At 74.2% G+C, this 15,965-nt stretch carries 14 protein-coding genes and 1 pseudogene; 8 read left to right on the plus strand and 7 right to left on the minus strand.

The genetic code is table 11. The annotated features are described in order from the left end of the window. Window positions 1–185, plus strand: a 185-nt coding sequence (locus tag ABZX30_RS15435) for a hypothetical protein (RefSeq protein WP_355933615.1), incomplete at its 5' end; no start/stop codon positions are given. On the opposite strand, the gene ABZX30_RS15440 is transcribed toward ABZX30_RS15435, so the two are convergent. Then, on the minus strand, window positions 157–930 hold the full coding sequence (locus tag ABZX30_RS15440) for an SDR family oxidoreductase (RefSeq protein ID WP_355933618.1): 774 nt from the start codon (window positions 928–930) through the stop codon (window positions 157–159). The genes ABZX30_RS15435 and ABZX30_RS15440 overlap by 29 nt on opposite strands. Before the next feature lie 186 nt (window positions 931–1,116). Here ABZX30_RS15440 and ABZX30_RS15445 point away from each other — a divergent pair, with 186 nt between their 5' ends. Beyond that, the gene (locus ABZX30_RS15445) at window positions 1,117–2,019 is read left to right on the plus strand and encodes a helix-turn-helix transcriptional regulator (protein ID WP_355933621.1); all 903 of its coding nucleotides are present in this window, start codon (window positions 1,117–1,119) and stop codon (window positions 2,017–2,019) included. A gap of 21 nt (window positions 2,020–2,040) precedes the next feature. On the opposite strand, the gene ABZX30_RS15450 is transcribed toward ABZX30_RS15445, so the two are convergent. Beyond that, window positions 2,041–2,763 (minus strand): IclR family transcriptional regulator, encoded by a 723-nt coding sequence (locus tag ABZX30_RS15450; protein ID WP_355933812.1) that lies wholly within the window; start codon window positions 2,761–2,763, stop codon window positions 2,041–2,043. Between the two features lie 152 nt (window positions 2,764–2,915). On the opposite strand from ABZX30_RS15450, the gene ABZX30_RS15455 reads away from it, so the two are divergent. From ABZX30_RS15455 to dmpG, 3 genes are read left to right on the plus strand one after another with little or no spacing between them, the layout of a single operon-like run. Then, window positions 2,916–3,752: a fumarylacetoacetate hydrolase family protein gene (locus ABZX30_RS15455; protein ID WP_355933624.1), complete on the plus strand. Its 837-nt coding sequence runs from the start codon at window positions 2,916–2,918 to the stop codon at window positions 3,750–3,752. Then, window positions 3,749–4,723 (plus strand): acetaldehyde dehydrogenase (acetylating), encoded by a 975-nt coding sequence (locus ABZX30_RS15460; protein WP_355933626.1) that lies wholly within the window; start codon window positions 3,749–3,751, stop codon window positions 4,721–4,723. The genes ABZX30_RS15455 and ABZX30_RS15460 overlap by 4 nt, the downstream gene beginning before the upstream one ends. Further along, a complete protein-coding gene (dmpG, locus tag ABZX30_RS15465; RefSeq protein ID WP_355933629.1) occupies window positions 4,720–5,733 on the plus strand; it encodes a 4-hydroxy-2-oxovalerate aldolase in 1,014 nt (337 codons plus the stop codon). The genes ABZX30_RS15460 and dmpG overlap by 4 nt, the downstream gene beginning before the upstream one ends. 91 nt (window positions 5,734–5,824) lie before the next feature. On the opposite strand, the gene ABZX30_RS15470 is transcribed toward dmpG, so the two are convergent. The 5 genes from ABZX30_RS15470 to ABZX30_RS15490 form a co-directional block, all read right to left on the minus strand. After that, a complete protein-coding gene (locus tag ABZX30_RS15470) occupies window positions 5,825–6,622 on the minus strand; it encodes an SDR family oxidoreductase (protein ID WP_355933632.1) in 798 nt (265 codons plus the stop codon). A 90-nt stretch (window positions 6,623–6,712) separates the two neighbouring features. Beyond that, window positions 6,713–8,833 (minus strand): xanthine dehydrogenase family protein molybdopterin-binding subunit, encoded by a 2,121-nt coding sequence (locus ABZX30_RS15475; RefSeq protein ID WP_355933634.1) that lies wholly within the window; start codon window positions 8,831–8,833, stop codon window positions 6,713–6,715. A 6-nt stretch (window positions 8,834–8,839) separates the two neighbouring features. Next, window positions 8,840–9,835: a xanthine dehydrogenase family protein subunit M gene (locus ABZX30_RS15480; protein WP_355933637.1), complete on the minus strand. Its 996-nt coding sequence runs from the start codon at window positions 9,833–9,835 to the stop codon at window positions 8,840–8,842. After that, window positions 9,832–10,434 (minus strand): 2Fe-2S iron-sulfur cluster-binding protein, encoded by a 603-nt coding sequence (locus ABZX30_RS15485; RefSeq protein ID WP_355933640.1) that lies wholly within the window; start codon window positions 10,432–10,434, stop codon window positions 9,832–9,834. Before ABZX30_RS15485 ends, ABZX30_RS15480 begins: the two co-directional genes overlap by 4 nt. A 222-nt stretch (window positions 10,435–10,656) precedes the next feature. After that, window positions 10,657–12,579 carry an ABC transporter ATP-binding protein gene (locus tag ABZX30_RS15490; protein WP_355933814.1) on the minus strand — a complete coding sequence of 641 codons (1,923 nt, stop codon included), beginning with the start codon at window positions 12,577–12,579 and terminating at the stop codon, window positions 10,657–10,659. 201 nt (window positions 12,580–12,780) lie between these two features. Here ABZX30_RS15490 and ABZX30_RS15495 point away from each other — a divergent pair, with 201 nt between their 5' ends. The 3 genes and pseudogenes from ABZX30_RS15495 (at window position 12,781) to ABZX30_RS15505 (ending at window position 15,858) form a co-directional block, all read left to right on the plus strand. Next, window positions 12,781–13,755: a lysylphosphatidylglycerol synthase transmembrane domain-containing protein gene (locus tag ABZX30_RS15495; RefSeq protein ID WP_355933642.1), complete on the plus strand. Its 975-nt coding sequence runs from the start codon at window positions 12,781–12,783 to the stop codon at window positions 13,753–13,755. A gap of 60 nt (window positions 13,756–13,815) precedes the next feature. Next, window positions 13,816–14,582, plus strand: a pseudogene (locus tag ABZX30_RS15500) (crotonase/enoyl-CoA hydratase family protein). A 184-nt stretch (window positions 14,583–14,766) separates the two neighbouring features. Further along, window positions 14,767–15,858 carry a mechanosensitive ion channel family protein gene (locus ABZX30_RS15505; protein ID WP_355933645.1) on the plus strand — a complete coding sequence of 364 codons (1,092 nt, stop codon included), beginning with the start codon at window positions 14,767–14,769 and terminating at the stop codon, window positions 15,856–15,858. Window positions 15,859–15,965: the final 107 nt, after the last annotated feature.

Below are 15,965 nucleotides of genomic sequence, written 5' to 3' on the forward strand. Positions count from 1 at the left end.
CCGGCAGCGGCAAGACCACCCTCACCGCGCTGGTCCCCCGGCTGCACGAGGTCACGTCGGGCCGGATCACGCTGGACGGCGTGGACATCACCGCACACCGTGCCGGTGTTCCCACGCCCACTGCTTCCCTACCCCTGCGCGGACAGACCCGGGCTGTCAGCCCTGGCGGGTGGGCATCACGGTGACCTGCTGGAGGTTCACGTGACGGGGCAGCGCCGCCGTGAACGCGACGATCTCAGCGATGTCCTGCGGACGCAGGAACTCGATGTCCCCCTGGGCCCCGGCGTACCAGTCCTTGGCGCCCTGGTCGGTGACCTTGTCCCACAGGTCGGTGCCGACGATGCCCGGCTCGAGGGCGCTGACCCGGACGTCCTTCGGGCCGAGCTCGGTGCGCAGATGGCGGGTGAGGTGGGAGACGAACGCCTTGGTCGCACCGTAGACGGCGAAGGTCGGGAACAGGTACTGCGCGGCGATCGAGGAGGTGTTGATCAGGTCGGCCGGGCCACCGGCCGCAGCCGCCGCGACCAGGTCGTCGACGAAGACGTCCAGCGTGGTCAGCGCGGCGGTGACGTTGAGGTCCACCTGCTGCTGCCACTGGTCCGTGCGGTGCTCGGTCACGGGGGCCGGCAGCATGATCCCGGCGTTGTTGAAGACCAGGTCGGGCCGGCCCAGCTCGGCGCGCACCTGCGCGGCGGCCCGTGCGACCGCCTCCGGGTCGGTGACGTCGCAGGTCACGGCGAGGGCCGTGCCCCCGTCGGCGGTGATCCTCTTCGCGAGGTCCTCCAGCTTGTCGGTGCTGCGCGCCAGCAGCGCGACCTTCGCGCCGCGGGAGGCGAGCACCTCGGCGGTGTGCGCGCCGAGGCCACCCGAGGCTCCCGTGACGACGGCGACACGGCCCTCGAGGGAGGACAGGACAGTCTTGGCAGTCATATGAGCGTCAGCCCTTCATTGATCGGTTACCCGGTACGAGTGTTCCGGTACCCCCTCCGGAACCTTCTTCTCCAGGCAAACACCGCAGGGATGCACCCGGGGCCGCCGGCCGTGCCCCGTCGTGACTGGTACCGGCAGGACCACCTTCGCGGACCCACGGCCCGGGCGGGCGCCCACACTGGACACATGGACCGCAGTGCCGAGATCGCCGACTTCCTGCGCAGCCGCCGCGCACGCATCACGCCCGACCAGGTGGGACTGCCCGACGACGGGCGGCCCCGCCGCGTGCCGGGCCTGCGCCGCGACGAGGTGGCCCGGCTGGCGGGCGTGAGCACGGAGTACTACACCCGCCTCGAGCAGGGCCGGTCCGCCCACCCCTCGACGGCCGTACTGGACGCCCTCGCCCGCGTCCTCCGCCTCGACGAGACCGAGCGTGAGCACCTCGCCGACCTCTGCGCCCGCTCCCGGCCGGCGCGCCGCTCCCCCGAGGCCCCGCAGCGGGTCCGGCCGGGGCTGCACCTGACGCTCCAGACCCTGGAGCAGGTGCCCGCCTTCGTCCTCGGCCGCCGCACCGAGGTGCTGGCCGCCAACCGGCTCGCCCGCGCCGTCCTGACGGACTTCGACGCGCTGCCCGCGCCCCGACGTCAGCTGGCCCGCTGGATGCTGCTCGACCCCGGCGCACGCGAGCGCTGCACGGACTGGGAGCAGCTGGCCGCGGAGACCGTCGCCATGCTCCGCTTCGAGGCCGGACGTCATCCCGACGACCGGCGCCTCGCCGATCTGGTCGGCGAACTCACCTTGTCCTGCACCGAGTTCTCCGGCTGGTGGAACGACCACCGGGTCCTGCGCCGCACCCACGGCGTCAAGCGCTACCACCACCCGGACGTCGGGGACCTCACCTTCGCCTACGAGTCGTTCCCGGTGCCCGGCAGCCCCGACCAGACCCTGTGCGTCTACAACGCCGAACCCGGCTCCGCCACCCAGAAGGCGCTGCGCCTGCTCGGCGACTGGACGGCACCCGCGGTCTCCCCGGACGCGGGCGCGGGCGCGCACCGGCCGGGGACCGGCGGCAGCGGACGGCGTCCGTGACGCGGGCCGCCCGGACCCCGGTCAGCCACCCGCGCGCAGGACACGGGACAGCCCCAGCGCCGCGGTCCGTACCGCCGGGGCCAGCTGGGCGGGGCTGAAGCGCGGGCGCGGCACGGCCACCGAGAGCGCGGCCACCGTGGTACCGCCGGCGAACACGGGGGCCGCGATGCAGCTCACACCGGGGGCGGCCTCCTGTTCCTCGTAGGCCAGCCCGGAGACCCGGATCTTCTCCAGAGCGGTCCGCAGACGGTCCGGGTCGGTGATCGAGTGGGGCGTGAGACTCGGCAGCGGCCGGGACAGCACCTCGTCGGTCAGCTCGGCACCGGAGAAGGCCAGCAGGGCCTTGCCGACGCCGGTGCAGGTCAGCGGCAGGCTGCCACCGATGCGGGAGGGCAGGCGCAGGGCGTCGTGGCCATGGATGCGTTCCAGGTAGACCACCTCCCGGCCCTCGCGCACCCCGAGGTGGACGGTCTCGCGGGTGGCTTCGAACAGGTCCTGGAGGAACGGCAGGGCCGCCTCGCGCAGACCGAGCCGGTGCGGGACCAGCGAACCGAGTTCGAACAGCTTCGCACCGAGGCGGTAGTGGGGGCCGGAGCGCTCCAGCCAGCCCAGCCGGACGAGGTCCGCGGCCAGCCGGTGCACCGTCGGCTTCGGCAGACCGGCGAGCTCCGAGAGTTCCGACAGACGGTACGGTCCGCCGCTCGGGGTGAAACATTCCAGGATGGATGCGGCCTTTTCCAGCATGTTGCCGCCTGCTGCGTTCCGTGACACGGAACAGAGTTTGTCGGTTCACCGCCTGTCTGTCTATATCGGTGGCTGTATCGATGGCTGTATCGATGGCTGTATCGACGGCATCGACGGCAACCCGCTCGTCCGCGCTTCCCCGGAGGTAACCCGTGCCGAACCCACCCGGCGGCGTCCACCCGGACGCCGTCCCGCCGGCCGTCGTCAAGGCCGCCGATGTGCTGGCCGAGGCCGCCCGCACCGGCGTCCCCTGCCCGCCGGTGCGCGAACTGTTCGACGGCGGCGGCGATCTGGAGACCGCGTACGCCGTGCAGCGGCTGAACGTGCGCCGCGGGCTGGAGGCCGGGCGCCGGATCGTCGGCCGCAAGATCGGCCTGACCTCCGACGCCGTACAGCGCCAACTCGGCGTGGACCGGCCGGACTTCGGTGCCCTGTTCGCGGACATGGCGGTGCCGGACGGCGGCGCGGTGCCCGCCGGGCGGCTGCTGCAGCCCAAGGTGGAGGCGGAGGTGGCGCTCGTCCTCGGGCGGGACCTGCCGCACCGGGAGTGCACGGTCGTGGACCTGCTGCGCGCGGTCGACTTCGCGCTGCCCGCGCTGGAGATCGTCGACAGCCGGATCCAGGGGTGGGACATCGCCCTCGTCGACACCGTGGCGGACAACGCCTCCTGCGGCCTGTACGTGCTGGGCGCGACCCCCGTGCCCCTCACCGCCGTCGACCTGCGGAGAGTGACGATGACCATGACCCGGGACGGCGAGACCGTCTCCGAGGGCACCGGCGCCGACTGCCTCGGCAGCCCCCTCAACGCCGCCGTCTGGCTGGCCTCCGTACTCGCCGAGCGGGGCGATCCGCTGCGCGCGGGCGACCTGGTGCTGACCGGTGCGCTCGGCCCGATGGCGGCCGCCGCACCGGGAGACGGCTTCGAGGCCCGGATCTCCGGTCTGGGCTCCGTGGGGGTCGTCTTCGCCGGGGAAGGAGCGCGTCAGTGAGCACCAAGGCCGCCGTCATCGGCTCCGGCAACATCGGGACCGACCTGATGATCAAGATACTCCGGCTCTCGGAGACCCTGGAGATCGCGGCGATGGCCGGGATCGATCCGGCCTCCGACGGGCTGGCCCGCGCCCGCCGCCTGAAGGTCGCCACGACCCACGAGGGCGTCGAGGGCCTTCTCGCCCTGGACGAGTTCGCCGATGTCGAGATCGTCTTCGACGCCACGTCGGCCGGGGCCCACCGCCACCACGACGAGGTGCTGCGCCCGCTCGGCCGCACGCTGATCGACCTCACCCCGGCCGCCCTCGGTCCCTACGTCGTCCCGCCCGTCAACGGCGACGCCCACCTCGACGCGCCCAACGTCAACATGGTCACCTGCGGCGGGCAGGCCACCATCCCCGTCGTCGCGGCGGTCAACTCCGTCACTCCGGTCCACTACGGCGAGATCGTCGCCTCCATCGCCTCCCGCTCCGCCGGCCCCGGCACCCGGGCCAACATCGACGAGTTCACCGAGACCACCTCGTCCGCCATCGAGCGGGTCGGCGGTGCCGCACGCGGCAAGGCGATCATCATCCTCAATCCGGCCGAGCCGCCGCTCGTCATGCGCGACACCGTGCACTGCCTGGTCTCCGACTGCGCCACCGAGGCGGTCGCCGCCTCGGTCGAGGAGATGGTCGGCCGGGTCCAGCAGTACGTCCCCGGCTACCGCCTCAAGCAGAAGGTGCAGTTCGAGCGGGTGAGCGCCGACGATCCCCTGCGCACCCTCGTCCCGGGTGCGGGCGAGGCCCTGAAGGTGTCCGTCTTCCTCGAGGTGGAAGGCGCCGCCCACTACCTCCCGGCCTACGCCGGGAACCTCGACATCATGACCTCGGCCGCGCTGCGCACCGCGGAACGCATGGCCGCCCTCCCCCACTCCCGGCTTCGCTCGAGCGGGGGAACCCCCCTCACCACGGAGGTGACGTCGCGATGACCCGCCTGTACGTCCAGGACGTCACCCTGCGGGACGGCATGCACGCCGTCCGCCACCGCTACACCGTCGGCCAGGCCCGCACCATCGCCGCCGCCCTCGACGCCGCCGGAGTGGCCGCGATCGAGATCGCCCACGGCGACGGCCTGGCCGGCTCCAGCATCAACTACGGCGTCGGCGCCCACACCGACTGGGAGTGGATCGAGGCGGTCGTGGACGCCACGCAGCACGCCGTGCCCACCACCCTGCTCCTGCCGGGCATCGGCACGCTGCACGACCTCAGACGGGCCCACTCCCTGGGTGTCCGCTCGGTGCGCGTCGCCACTCACTGCACCGAGGCCGACATCTCCGCCCAGCACATCGCGGCCGCCCGCGAGCTGGGCATGGACGTCGCCGGGTTCCTGATGATGTCCCACATGGCGGAGCCGGCCGAACTGGCCCGCCAGGCCAAGCTGATGGAGTCCTACGGCGCCCACTGCGTGTACGTCACCGACTCCGGCGGCCGGCTCACCATGGACGGCGTGCGCGACCGCTTCCGCGCCTACCGCGACGTCCTGGACCCGGCCACCGAACTGGGCATCCACGCCCACCACAACCTCGCCCTGGGCGTGGCCAACACCGTGGTCGCCGTGGAGAACGGCGTGAGCCGCGTCGACGCCTCGCTCGCCGGGCAGGGCGCGGGCGCCGGCAACTGCCCCCTGGAGGCGTTCGTCGCGGTCGCCGACCTGATGGGCTGGGAGCACGGCTGCGACCTGTTCCCCCTGATGGACGCCGCCGACGACCTCGTACGGCCGCTGCAGGACCGCGAGGTGCGGGTCGACCGCGAGACCCTCAGCCTGGGGTACGCGGGTGTCTATTCCAGCTTCCTGCGGCACGCCGAGGCCGCCGCCGCCCGCTACGGCCTGGACACCCGCGGCATCCTCGTCGAGGCCGGGCGGCGGGGCATGGTCGGCGGCCAGGAGGACATGATCACCGACATCGCCCTGGACCTGGCCGCTCACGCCCGGGCGTGAGCGGGGCGAGGGCGTCCGGCGGCGGGGGCTCGGTCCGGCCGGGCGAGGAGGGTGCCGCCCCGGCGCTCCTCGCCCGGCCGGCGCCCCGGATTCACCGCTCTTCGCGGGCGTCCTGCGGGGCACCGATCCAGCGGCTCGCCTCGGCCTCGGCGGACGTGTCCCGCACCAGGGTCGGCGCGATCACCAGTTCCTCGACGACCGTCCGCGGCGGGAGCGTGGCGCACAGCAGGACGGCTCGCGCCACGTCCTGCGGCTGCACCATCGCGGCCCGTGCCTCCTGGCCCGGCGGGACGGCGCGGTCGTCCAGGATCGGCGTGTTCACTTCGCCGGGCAGGATGCAGGTGGCGCGGATCCCGTCGTTGCGGAAGGTGTGGCGCAGGTACGTCATGAAGTTGCGCACGCCCGCCTTCGCCGCGCCGTACGGGGCGCCGCCGAGCAGGGTGGGCCGCACCGCGGCCAGCGAGGAGACCGTGATGACCGTGCCGCCGCCGTGCGCCAGCATGTCCGGCAGGACGGCCTGGGTGAGCAGATAGACCGCGGTGAGGTTGACGCCCATGACGGCGTTCCACTCCGCCTCGCCGATCCAGCGGACATCGCGCACCCTGCTCGCGCCGCCCGCGTTGTTCACCAGGACGTCGACGGGGCCCGCCGTCTCCCGCGTCCACGTGACGAGTTCCCGTACCTCCCCGGCGTTCTCGACGTGCGTGGGGCGGGTGAAGGCCGTGCCGCCGGCGTCCTCGACGGCCGTGGCCACCTCCTCGAGGACGTGCGGCCGGCGTCCGACGAGGACCACCGTCGCCCCCGCCCCGGCCAGCAGCAGCGCCGAGGCCCGGCCGATGCCGGTGCCCGCCCCGGTGATCAGCGCGGTCTTTCCGTCGAGGGGTCCCATGGGCCTCATTCCTCCCAGCCGTGGGCGCGCCGCACGCCCCGGGGGTCAGGATGCCCGCGCGGGAGCGGGCCCGCGGGGCGGGCGTGCTGTTCAGGCCAGACCGGCGAGGACCCGGTCAGGGGTGAGCGGGAGTTCGCGGAAGCGGATGCCGGTGGCGTGGTGGACGGCGTTGCCGATGGCCGCGGCGGTGCCGACGATGCCGATCTCGCCGATGCCCTTGCTGCCCATCGGGTTGAGGTGCGGGTCGTCCTCCTCGATCCAGTGCGCCTCGATGTCGGGGACGTCGGCGTGCGCGGGCACGTGGTAGGAGGCGAGGTCGGACTCGGTGAAGTCGCCGAAGGCGGCGTCCATGGTGCTGCCCTCGGTGAGCGCCATGCCGAGCCCCATGGTCATGGCGCCGACGAACTGGGAACGCGCGGTACGGGCGTTGAGGATCCGTCCGGCCGCGTACACGCCGAGCAGCCGGCGCACCCGGACCTCGCCCGTGACGGTGTCGACGGTGACCTCGGCGAAGTGGGCGCCGAAGGCGTGGCGCGCGTACCCGCGGTCCGCGTCGGCGCGGCCGGTGGTGTCCGCCCGTTCGACGAGGCCGGTGGCGGGCAGCGGCCCGGTGTGACCGGCCAGCCGGCCGGCGAGCCGGACGCACGCGGCGTGCACCGCCCAGCCCCAGGAGGCGGTGCCGGAGGACCCGCCGGCCAGCGGCGCGGCCGGCAGGTCGCTGCTGCCGATCTCGGTGCGCACCCGCTCCAGCGGTACGCCGAGCGCGTCCGCCGCCACCTGCGCGAGCACGGTACGGGCGCCGGTGCCGATGTCGGTGGCGTTCACCCGCACCAGGAAGGTGCCGTCCGGCAGCGCGTGGGCCGCCGCGGTGGACGGTGACACCAGGACGGGGTAGGTCGCCGCGGCCACGCCGGTGCCGACCAGCAGGAGTCCCTCCGAGCGGGCGTGGGGGCGCGGGGCGTGGTGCGCCCAGTCGAAGCGGCGGGCGCCCTCGCGCAGGCACTCCACGAGGTGCCGGCTGCTGAACGGCCTGCCGCTGCCGGGCTCGCTGTCGGGCTCGTTGAGGATCCGCAGCTCCACCGGGTCCTCGCCGACCGCGCAGGCGAGTTCGTCCATCGCGGACTCCAGGGCGTACATGCCGGGCGCCTCGCCGGGGGCACGCATCCAGGACGGGCTGGGCACGTCCAGCGGGACGACCCGGTGGACGGTGCGCAGGTGCGGGGCGGCGTACATGACCCGCGCCGGGACCGCCGCCTGCTCGACGAACTCCCGGACGCGGGAGGTGTGGGTGGTCACCTCGTGCTCGACGGTGGTCAGGCGGCCGTCCGCGGTGGCTCCGAGCCGCAGCCGGTGCACGGTGGGGGCGCGATGGCCGACGACGGCGGCGAGGTACCCGCGCGGCAGGCTGACGGTGACCGCCCGGCCGGTGTGGCGTGCGGCCATCGTGGCGAGGACGACGTCGGGGCGCGGGGTGCCCTTGGAGCCGAAGCCGCCGCCGACGTGTTCGGCGACGACGGTGACATGGTCCTCGGGCAGGCCGAACAGCCCGGCGAGCACGGAGCGGACGGTGCTGCCGCCCTGACTGGAGGCGTACACGGTGAGCCGGTCGCGGGCCCGGTCCCAGTGTGCGGTGCTGGCGTGCGGCTCCATGGGGTGGTTGTGCAGGGGCGGCACCCGGTACTCGGTGTCGACGCGGACGGGCGCGGCGGCGAAGGCGCCGTCCGGGTGGCCGTGTTCGGTGCGGCCGGGGTGGCCGCCGTTGGCCTCCTGGGGTTCGTAGGCACCCGGGTGGTCCGGCCGGAGCGTGACGTCGTGCTCCTCGGTGTCGTACGTGACCAGCACGGCCCGGGCGCCGGCGCGGGCCGCCTCGAGGGTGTCGGCGACGACCAGGGCGACGAACCAGCCGCGGTGCGGCACCCGGGGGTTCTGCAGTACGGCGAGGGTGGCGTCCTCCGGTTCGGCGATCCGGGGGGCGTTCTCGTGGGTGAGCACGTCCAGCACGCCGGGGACCTCGCGGGCGGCGGCCGTGTCGATCGCGGTGACCCGGCCGCGGGCGACCGTGGCGGGCACGGGCCAGGCGTGGGCGCGGCCCGGCAAGGGGTACTCGGCGGCGTAGCGAGCCCGGCCGGTGACCTTGTCGCGGCCTTCCCTGCGCTCGGCCGGGGCGCCCAGGGCGGGGCCGGTGCGGGCCATGGTGTCCTCCTGCGGCATACCGGTTCAGCTCCTCACGGGGGTCGGCGCGAGCCGGGTCAGGACGTCCAGGGCGAGGTTGTGGGCGAGGGGCACCTTGTAGGCGTTGTCGCGCAGGGGCTCGGCGGCGTCGAGTTCGAGGTCGACGGCGCCCTCGAAGGCGGGCGGGGTGGCGGCCGCGCCCAGCAGGGCCTCCTCCGCGAGCCGGGCCCGCCACGGCCGGTGCGCCAGTCCGCCGAAGGCCAGGGCGACCTGGGTGACCGTGCCGTCGGCCACCCGCAGCAGCACGGCGACGGAGGCGAGCGCGAAGGCGTACGAGGCGCGGTCGCGGGCCTTGCGGTAGGCGGACGGCACGCCCGCGGTGGCGGCCGGGAGCACGACGGCGGTGATCAGTTCGCCGGGCCGGATCTCGGTGTCCTGCTCCGGGTGGTCGCCGGGCAGCCGGTGGAAGCCGGCCACCGGCACGCTCCGGGTGCCCTCGGTGCCGTACAGCTCGACGCGGGCGTCGAGGGCGGCCAGGGCGACGGCCATGTCGGAGGGGTGCGTGGCGATGCAGTGCGCCGAGTGGCCGAGGACGGCGTGGTCGCGGTGCACGCCGTCACGGGCGCCGCAGCCGGTGCCGGGGTCGCGTTTGTTGCACGGCTTGGAGAGGTCCTGGAAGTAGGGGCAGCGGGTGCGCTGGAGCAGGTTGCCGCCGGTGGTGGCGGTGTTGCGCAGCTGGCCGGAGGCGCCCGCGAGCACGGCCTGGGACAGGGCGGGGTAGCGGTCGCGGACCAGCGGGTGGGCGGCGAGGTCGCTGTTGCGGACCGTGGCGCCGACGCGCAGCGAGCCGTCGTCGAGCTCCTCCACCGTGTCCAGGGGCAGGCGGCCGACGTCGACGAGGGCGGCAGGCCGGGCCACGCCCAGCTTCATCAGGTCGACGAGGTTGGTGCCGCCGCCGAGGTACTGGGCGCCGGGGTGCGCGGCGTACGCCTCGACCGCCTCCTCGGCGCTGCGGGCCCGTACGTAGGCGAAGGGTTTCACCGGTTCACGTCCTCCACGGCGTCGACGATGCGCGGGTACGCCCCGCAGCGGCAGAGGTTGCCGCTGAGCCGCTCGCGGATCTCGGCGCGGTCCAGCGGCACGGGCCGGCCGGACGGGGCCGCCGGGTCGGTGACGTGCGAGGGGTGGCCGGCGGCGGCCTCGGCCAGGGCGCCCACGGCGGAGCAGAGCTGGCCCGGGGTGCAGTAGCCGCACTGGAAGGCGTCGCGGTCCAGGAAGGCCCGCTGCAGGGGGTGCGGTTCCTCGCCGTCGCCGGTGAGGCCCTCGACGGTGGTGACCTCGCTGCCGTCGAGGGTCACCGCGAGCAGCAGGCAGCCGTTGGCCCGGCGGCCGTCGACCAGGACCGTGCAGGCCCCGCACTGACCGTGGTCGCAGCCCTTCTTGGCGCCGGTGAGGCCGAGGTCCTCGCGCAGCAGGTCGAGCAGGGCGCGCCGGTGGTCGACGAGGAGGGTGTGGGGTTTTCCGTTGATGCGGAGGGTGACCTCCGAGCGGTACGGGTCCGGGTGCGCCGGCCCCGCACCGGCGTCGGGGGTCTCGCCGTGGCTCTCGCCCTGTTTCTCGTGGTACGTGTCGCTGCCCATCACGTGAATGACCTTCCGGAGGCGCCGTGCTGCCGTGGTTGCCCACATATCCAGGCTGCGGCAGCTGACACGTTCCGGCACCCCGGGGACGCCCGGGCCGGGTCAGCCGGCCGGAGTGGACCCGCCGGACCTCGTCAGCCGGCCGGTGACGTCCGCGGTGTCCGAGGCGGGCGGCGCCCACACGGGCACCGCCACGCGGTGGTGCGTGGTGCCGGCCCCGGCTCACGCCCCGGCCGCAAGCCCGGTGGCCGCCTCGGTCCCGTTCGTGGCGGCCGTCGCGGTGCCGGTGTCCCGCCTGCCGAACTGGGTGCGGTACAGCTGCGCGTAGCGTCCGCCGGCGGCCAGGAGTTCGTGGTGCGTGCCCCGTTCCACGATGCGGCCCGCCTCGACGACGAGGATCAGGTCGGCGGCCCGGACGGTGGACAGGCGGTGGGCGATCACCAGGGCGGTGCGGTCCCGGAGGGCCTCCGTCAGGGCCTCCTGCACCGCGGCCTCGGAGGTGTTGTCCAGGTGGGCGGTGGCCTCGTCGAGGATGACGACGCGCTGTTGGGCCAGCAGCAGCCGGGCGATGGTCATCCGCTGCCGCTCGCCGCCGGAGAGGCGGTAGCCGCGCTCGCCGACCACGGTGTCCAGGCCGTCGGGCAGGGACCGTACGACGTCGTCGAGGCGGGCCCGGCCGAGCGCGTCCCACAGCTCCCCGTCGCTCGCCCCGGGGCGGGCCAGCAGCAGGTTGGCGCGGACGGAGTCGTGGAAGAGGTGGCCGTCCTGGGTGACCATGCCGAGGGTGGCCCGCAGGGAGGCCGCGGTCAGGTCCCGTACGTCGACGCCGCCGACCCGGACGGCGCCCTCGTCGACGTCGTACAGCCGGGGCAGCAGCTGGGCGATGGTCGACTTGCCGGCACCGGAGGAGCCGACGAGGGCGACGGTCTGACCGGGTTCGGCGCGGAAGGTGACGCCGTGCAGGACCTCGCTGCCGCCGCGGCCGTCGAGAGCGGCGACCTCCTCCAGGGAGGCGAGGGAGACCTTGTCGGCGGACGGGTAGCCGAACCGGACGCCGTCGAACTCGACCGCCACCGGCCCCGCGGGCACCTCGCGGGCGTCCGGCTTCTCCTGGATGAGCGGCTCGAGGTCCAGCACCTCGAAGACCCGCTCGAAGCTGACGAGGGCGGACATCACTTCGACGCGGGCCCCGGCGAGCGCGGTGAGCGGGGCGTACAGCCGGGTCAGCAGCAGCGCCAGCGACACGACCGCGCCGGGCTCCAGGTGGCCGCGCAGCGCGAACCAGCCGCCGAGGCCGTAGACCAGGGCGAGGGCCAGGGAGGACACCAGGGTCAGGGCGGTGATGAAGGCCGACTGGGCGGTCGCCGTACGGACGCCGATGTCCCGCACCCGGGCTGCGCGGGCCGTGAACTCGGCCGACTCCTCCTCCGGGCGGCCGAACAGCTTGACCAGGGTGGCGCCGGGGGCGGAGAACCTCTCGGTCATCCGGGTGCCCATCGCCGCGTTGAGGGCGGCCGCCTCCCGCTGCATCCGGGCCATCCGGCTGCCCATGCGGCGGGCGGGCACCACGAACACAGGCAGCAGCACCAGCGCCAGCAGGGTGATCTGCCAGGACAGGGTGAGCATGACGGCGAGGGTGAGCAGCAGCGTGACGATGTTGCTGACCACACCGGACAGGGTGTTGCTGAAGGCGCGCTGGGCGCCGATGACGTCGTTGTTGAGTCGGGAGACGAGCGCTCCCGTACGAGTACGTGTGAAGAACGCGACCGGCATGCGCTGCACATGATCGAACACAGCCGTTCTCAGATCGAGGATGAGCGCTTCTCCGAGCGTCGCCGAGAGCCGTCTGCCGAGGATCCCGAGGGCGGCCTCGGCGACGGCGATCAGCGCGATCAGCACGGCCAGGCGTACGACCGTGCCCTCGTCGCCGTGCGACACGATCGCGTCGACGACGTGGCCGGCGAGCACGGGGGTCGCGACGGCGAGCAGCGCGGTCACCACCCCGAGCAGCACGAACCAGCCGATGCGGCGGCGGTGCGGGCGGGCGAAGGCGGCGATGCGCCGCAGGGTCCCGCGGTCGAAGGGGCGGCGCTCCGCCTGCGCGTTCATCACGCTGTGCAGCTGTGTCCACGCTGTGGTCTCCATGCTCATGGGAGAGAACGTAGAACCTCAAGCCTCGTTGAGGTCAATGCCCGTCCGCCGTCCCCCCGCGCGAAGGACCCGATGACCCCTTCCCCGCACCTCTGCCCTACCCCGCACCTCTGCCCTCACCCGCTTCCGGTCCGTAAGCCGCCGGTCCCGCATCCGCCACCCGCCGTTGGCGCGGCGCGGAGAACCTCTCCAGATGTGACAGCGGTACAACTCCCCGAACTCCGCCCGGGACGACTCCCCCGAAGCGTCCCCGTCCGCCAGGTCCTGTGCCTGGTCCCGCTCCTGCTCGTCACCGTGGCCGCGGTGCGGCACCGCTCCGTGCTCGCCGCCGGCTTGGGCCAGCTGCGCACGGCGTCCTGGCCGTGGCTGCTGGCCGCGGCCGGCGCCACCTGTCTGACCTGGGTCGCGGCCGCCTTCACCCGGCAGGGCGCCGTCGTACAGCCGCTGCCCAGACGGCGGCTGCTGGCCACCCAGTTCGCGGCCGGGGCGGCCAACCACCTGCTGCCGACCGGGCTCGGCGCGAGCGCCGTCAACCTGCGTTTCATGACCGGGTGCGGGGTGCCGCTCGCCCGCTCCTCGGCGGCTCTCGCGCTGTACCTGCTCGCGGAGTGCGTCGGCCGGCTGGTCCTGCTGACCGCGCTGCTGCTCGCCTTCCCGGACGCGCTGCGGCTCGGCAGCCTGCTGCCCGCCGGGACGCTCACCCCGCTGCTGCTGGGCGCCGGTGCCGTGCTGCTGCCGGCGCTGGCCGCGCTGCTGTGCGTACGGCGGCTGCGCACGGCCGTGAGCTCCTTCCTGCGGACCGCGCTCGGCGAGGCGCGGTCGGTGCACGCCCGCCCGGCCCGGGCGCTGGCCCTGTGGGGCGGATCGCTGGCGTTCCCCGCGCTCCAGGCGGCCGGGCTGGCCGCGGTGGGGCAGTCGCTGGGGCTGCCGGTGCCCGCCGCGCACACGGCGCTGGCCTATCTGGCGGCGACGGCCGCGGTGGCGCTGGTGCCGACGCCGGGCGGGCTCGGTTCCGTGGAGGCGGCGCTGATCGTGGCCCTGGTCGCGATGGGCGGCCCGGCCGCCGTCGCCACGGCGGTGGTCCTCGCCTACCGGATCATCACGGTGTGGGTGCCGCTGGTGCCCGGCGCGCTGACGCTGGGGGCGCTGGTGCGGCTGAAGGTGATCTGAGGGACGGGACCGGGCATGCCGGGCGGCCGGTGCACCCGGGTCGGTGAAGGAGTCTTGTCCGTGCCGGTCGGAGTCGGACGCGCAGCACACGTCACCGCCGTCGTCCTCTCCCGCCCGCAGGTCCGCAACGCCGTCGACGGCCCCACCGCGGCCGCGCTCGCGGCGGCGTTCCGCGCGTTCGAGGCCGACGACGAGGCGCGGCGCGGGTCGCGGTGCTGCGGGGCGAGGGCGGCACCTTCTGCGCGGGTGCGGACCTGAAGGCAATGGGTACCGAGCGGGGCAACCGGGTCGCCGAGGACGGGGACGGCCCGATGGGCCCGACCAGGCCGCGGCTGTCCAAGCCGGTGATCGCCGCGGTCGCCGGACACGCCGTCGCCGGAGGCCTCGAGCTCGCCCTGTGGTGCGATCTCCGGGTCGTCGAGGAGGACGCCGTCTTCGGCGTGTCCTGCCGCCGCTGGGGCGTCCCGCTCGTCGACGGCGGCACGGTACGGCTGCCCCGGCTGATCGGCACGGGCCGCGCCCTGGACATGCCCCTCACCAGCCGCCCGGTACCGGCCCGCGAGGCCCTCGACATGGGCCTGGCCAACCGTCTCGTGCCGACCGGGCGGGCCCGCGCGGAGGCGGAGGAACTGGCGGCGTCGCTCGCCCGCTTCCCGCAGAACTGCCTGCGCGCCGACCTGGCGTCCGCCCTGGAGCAGGAGGGGATGGACGAGGAGAGCGCGCTGCGCGGTGAACTCCGGCACGGGGCGGGCGTGCTGACCGAGGCGCTTCGGGGAGCGGCCCGGTTCGCCGGGGGTGAGGGACGACACGGCTCCTTCTCGCGCTGAGGGGCCGCACCCGTGCGAACTGCCCTTCTCCGTACGGCAGGATGAAGAGCCGCGCCGGCCGTCGACGTCCCGTCGTCCGGCGCGGCCGCACATCCCGGAAACGAGCAGGTGACTACGTGACGATTCTTCACACTGGGCCGCCGGCGACGCCGTTCGCCGCAGCTTCCCGCCCCGGAGGTGACCGGTGAACCGCGCGCTGACCCTGGACGACCTGATCCTCGCGGGCATCGTCCTGGCGGCGGGCCTGCTGGTGGCCTTCTGCTCCCGCACCCTGCTGCGCTGGCTGGCGAAGCACGCCAAGCGCACCCGCTGGACCGGCGACGACGTGATCGTGGACGCGCTGCGCACGGTGGTGCCGTGGGCGGCGATCGCGGCCGGCGCGGCCGGCGCGGGGGCCCTGCTGCCGCTGACCCGGTCCGTCCAGCACCACACCAACCAGTGCCTGCAGGTGCTGCTCATCTTCGTGGTGACCCTGTCGGCGGCCCGGGTGATCGCCGGGCTGGTGCAGAGCGTGACCCAGTCCCGCTCCGGTGTCGCCGGTTCGGCCACCATCTTCGTCAACATCACCCGGGTGCTGGTCCTGGCGATCGGCTTCCTGGTGGTGCTGCAGACGCTGGGGATCTCGATAGCGCCCCTGCTCACCGCCCTCGGCGTGGGCGGTCTGGCGGTCGCCCTGGCCCTGCAGGACACCCTCGCCAACCTCTTCGCGGGCATCCACATCCTCGCCTCCAAGACCGTGCAGCCCGGCGACTACATCCGGCTCAGCAGCGGTGAGGAGGGCTACGTCGTCGACATCAACTGGCGCCAGACGACGGTCCGCCAGCTCTCCAACAACCTGGTCGTCGTCCCCAACGGGCAGCTGGCGAAGACCAACATGACCAACTACACCCGTCCCGAGCAGGAGTTGACCGTCCTGGTGCAGGTGGGCGTGAGCTACGACAGCGACCTCGACCACGTCGAGCGTGTGACCACGGAGGTCATCGCCGAGACGATGAACGAGATCACCGGCGCCCTCCCGGACCACGAGCCCGCCATCCGCTTCCACACCTTCGGCGACTCCCGCATCGGCTTCACGGTGATCCTGGGCGTCGGCGAGTTCAGCGACCAGTACCGGGTCAAGCACGAGTTCATCAAGCGCCTGCACCGCCGCTACCGCGAGGAGGGCATCCGCATCCCCGCCCCCACCCGCACGGTCGCGCTCCAGCAGGGCTCGGTGGTGATCCCGCACCAGCGCAGCGGCGAGGACGTACCGTCGAGCCCCGGCACCACCGGCTGACGCCGCCGGCGGAGCAGCACGCGCCGGACGCCGGCCGACCGGCCGGGGCGGAACACCCCGCGCCGCCTCCCGCCCGCCGGCACCGGCAGACGGCGCGGCCGCCGTGG

The organism is Streptomyces sp. NPDC004542 (genome assembly GCF_040610035.1).
Lineage (GTDB): Bacteria > Actinomycetota > Actinomycetes > Streptomycetales > Streptomycetaceae > Streptomyces.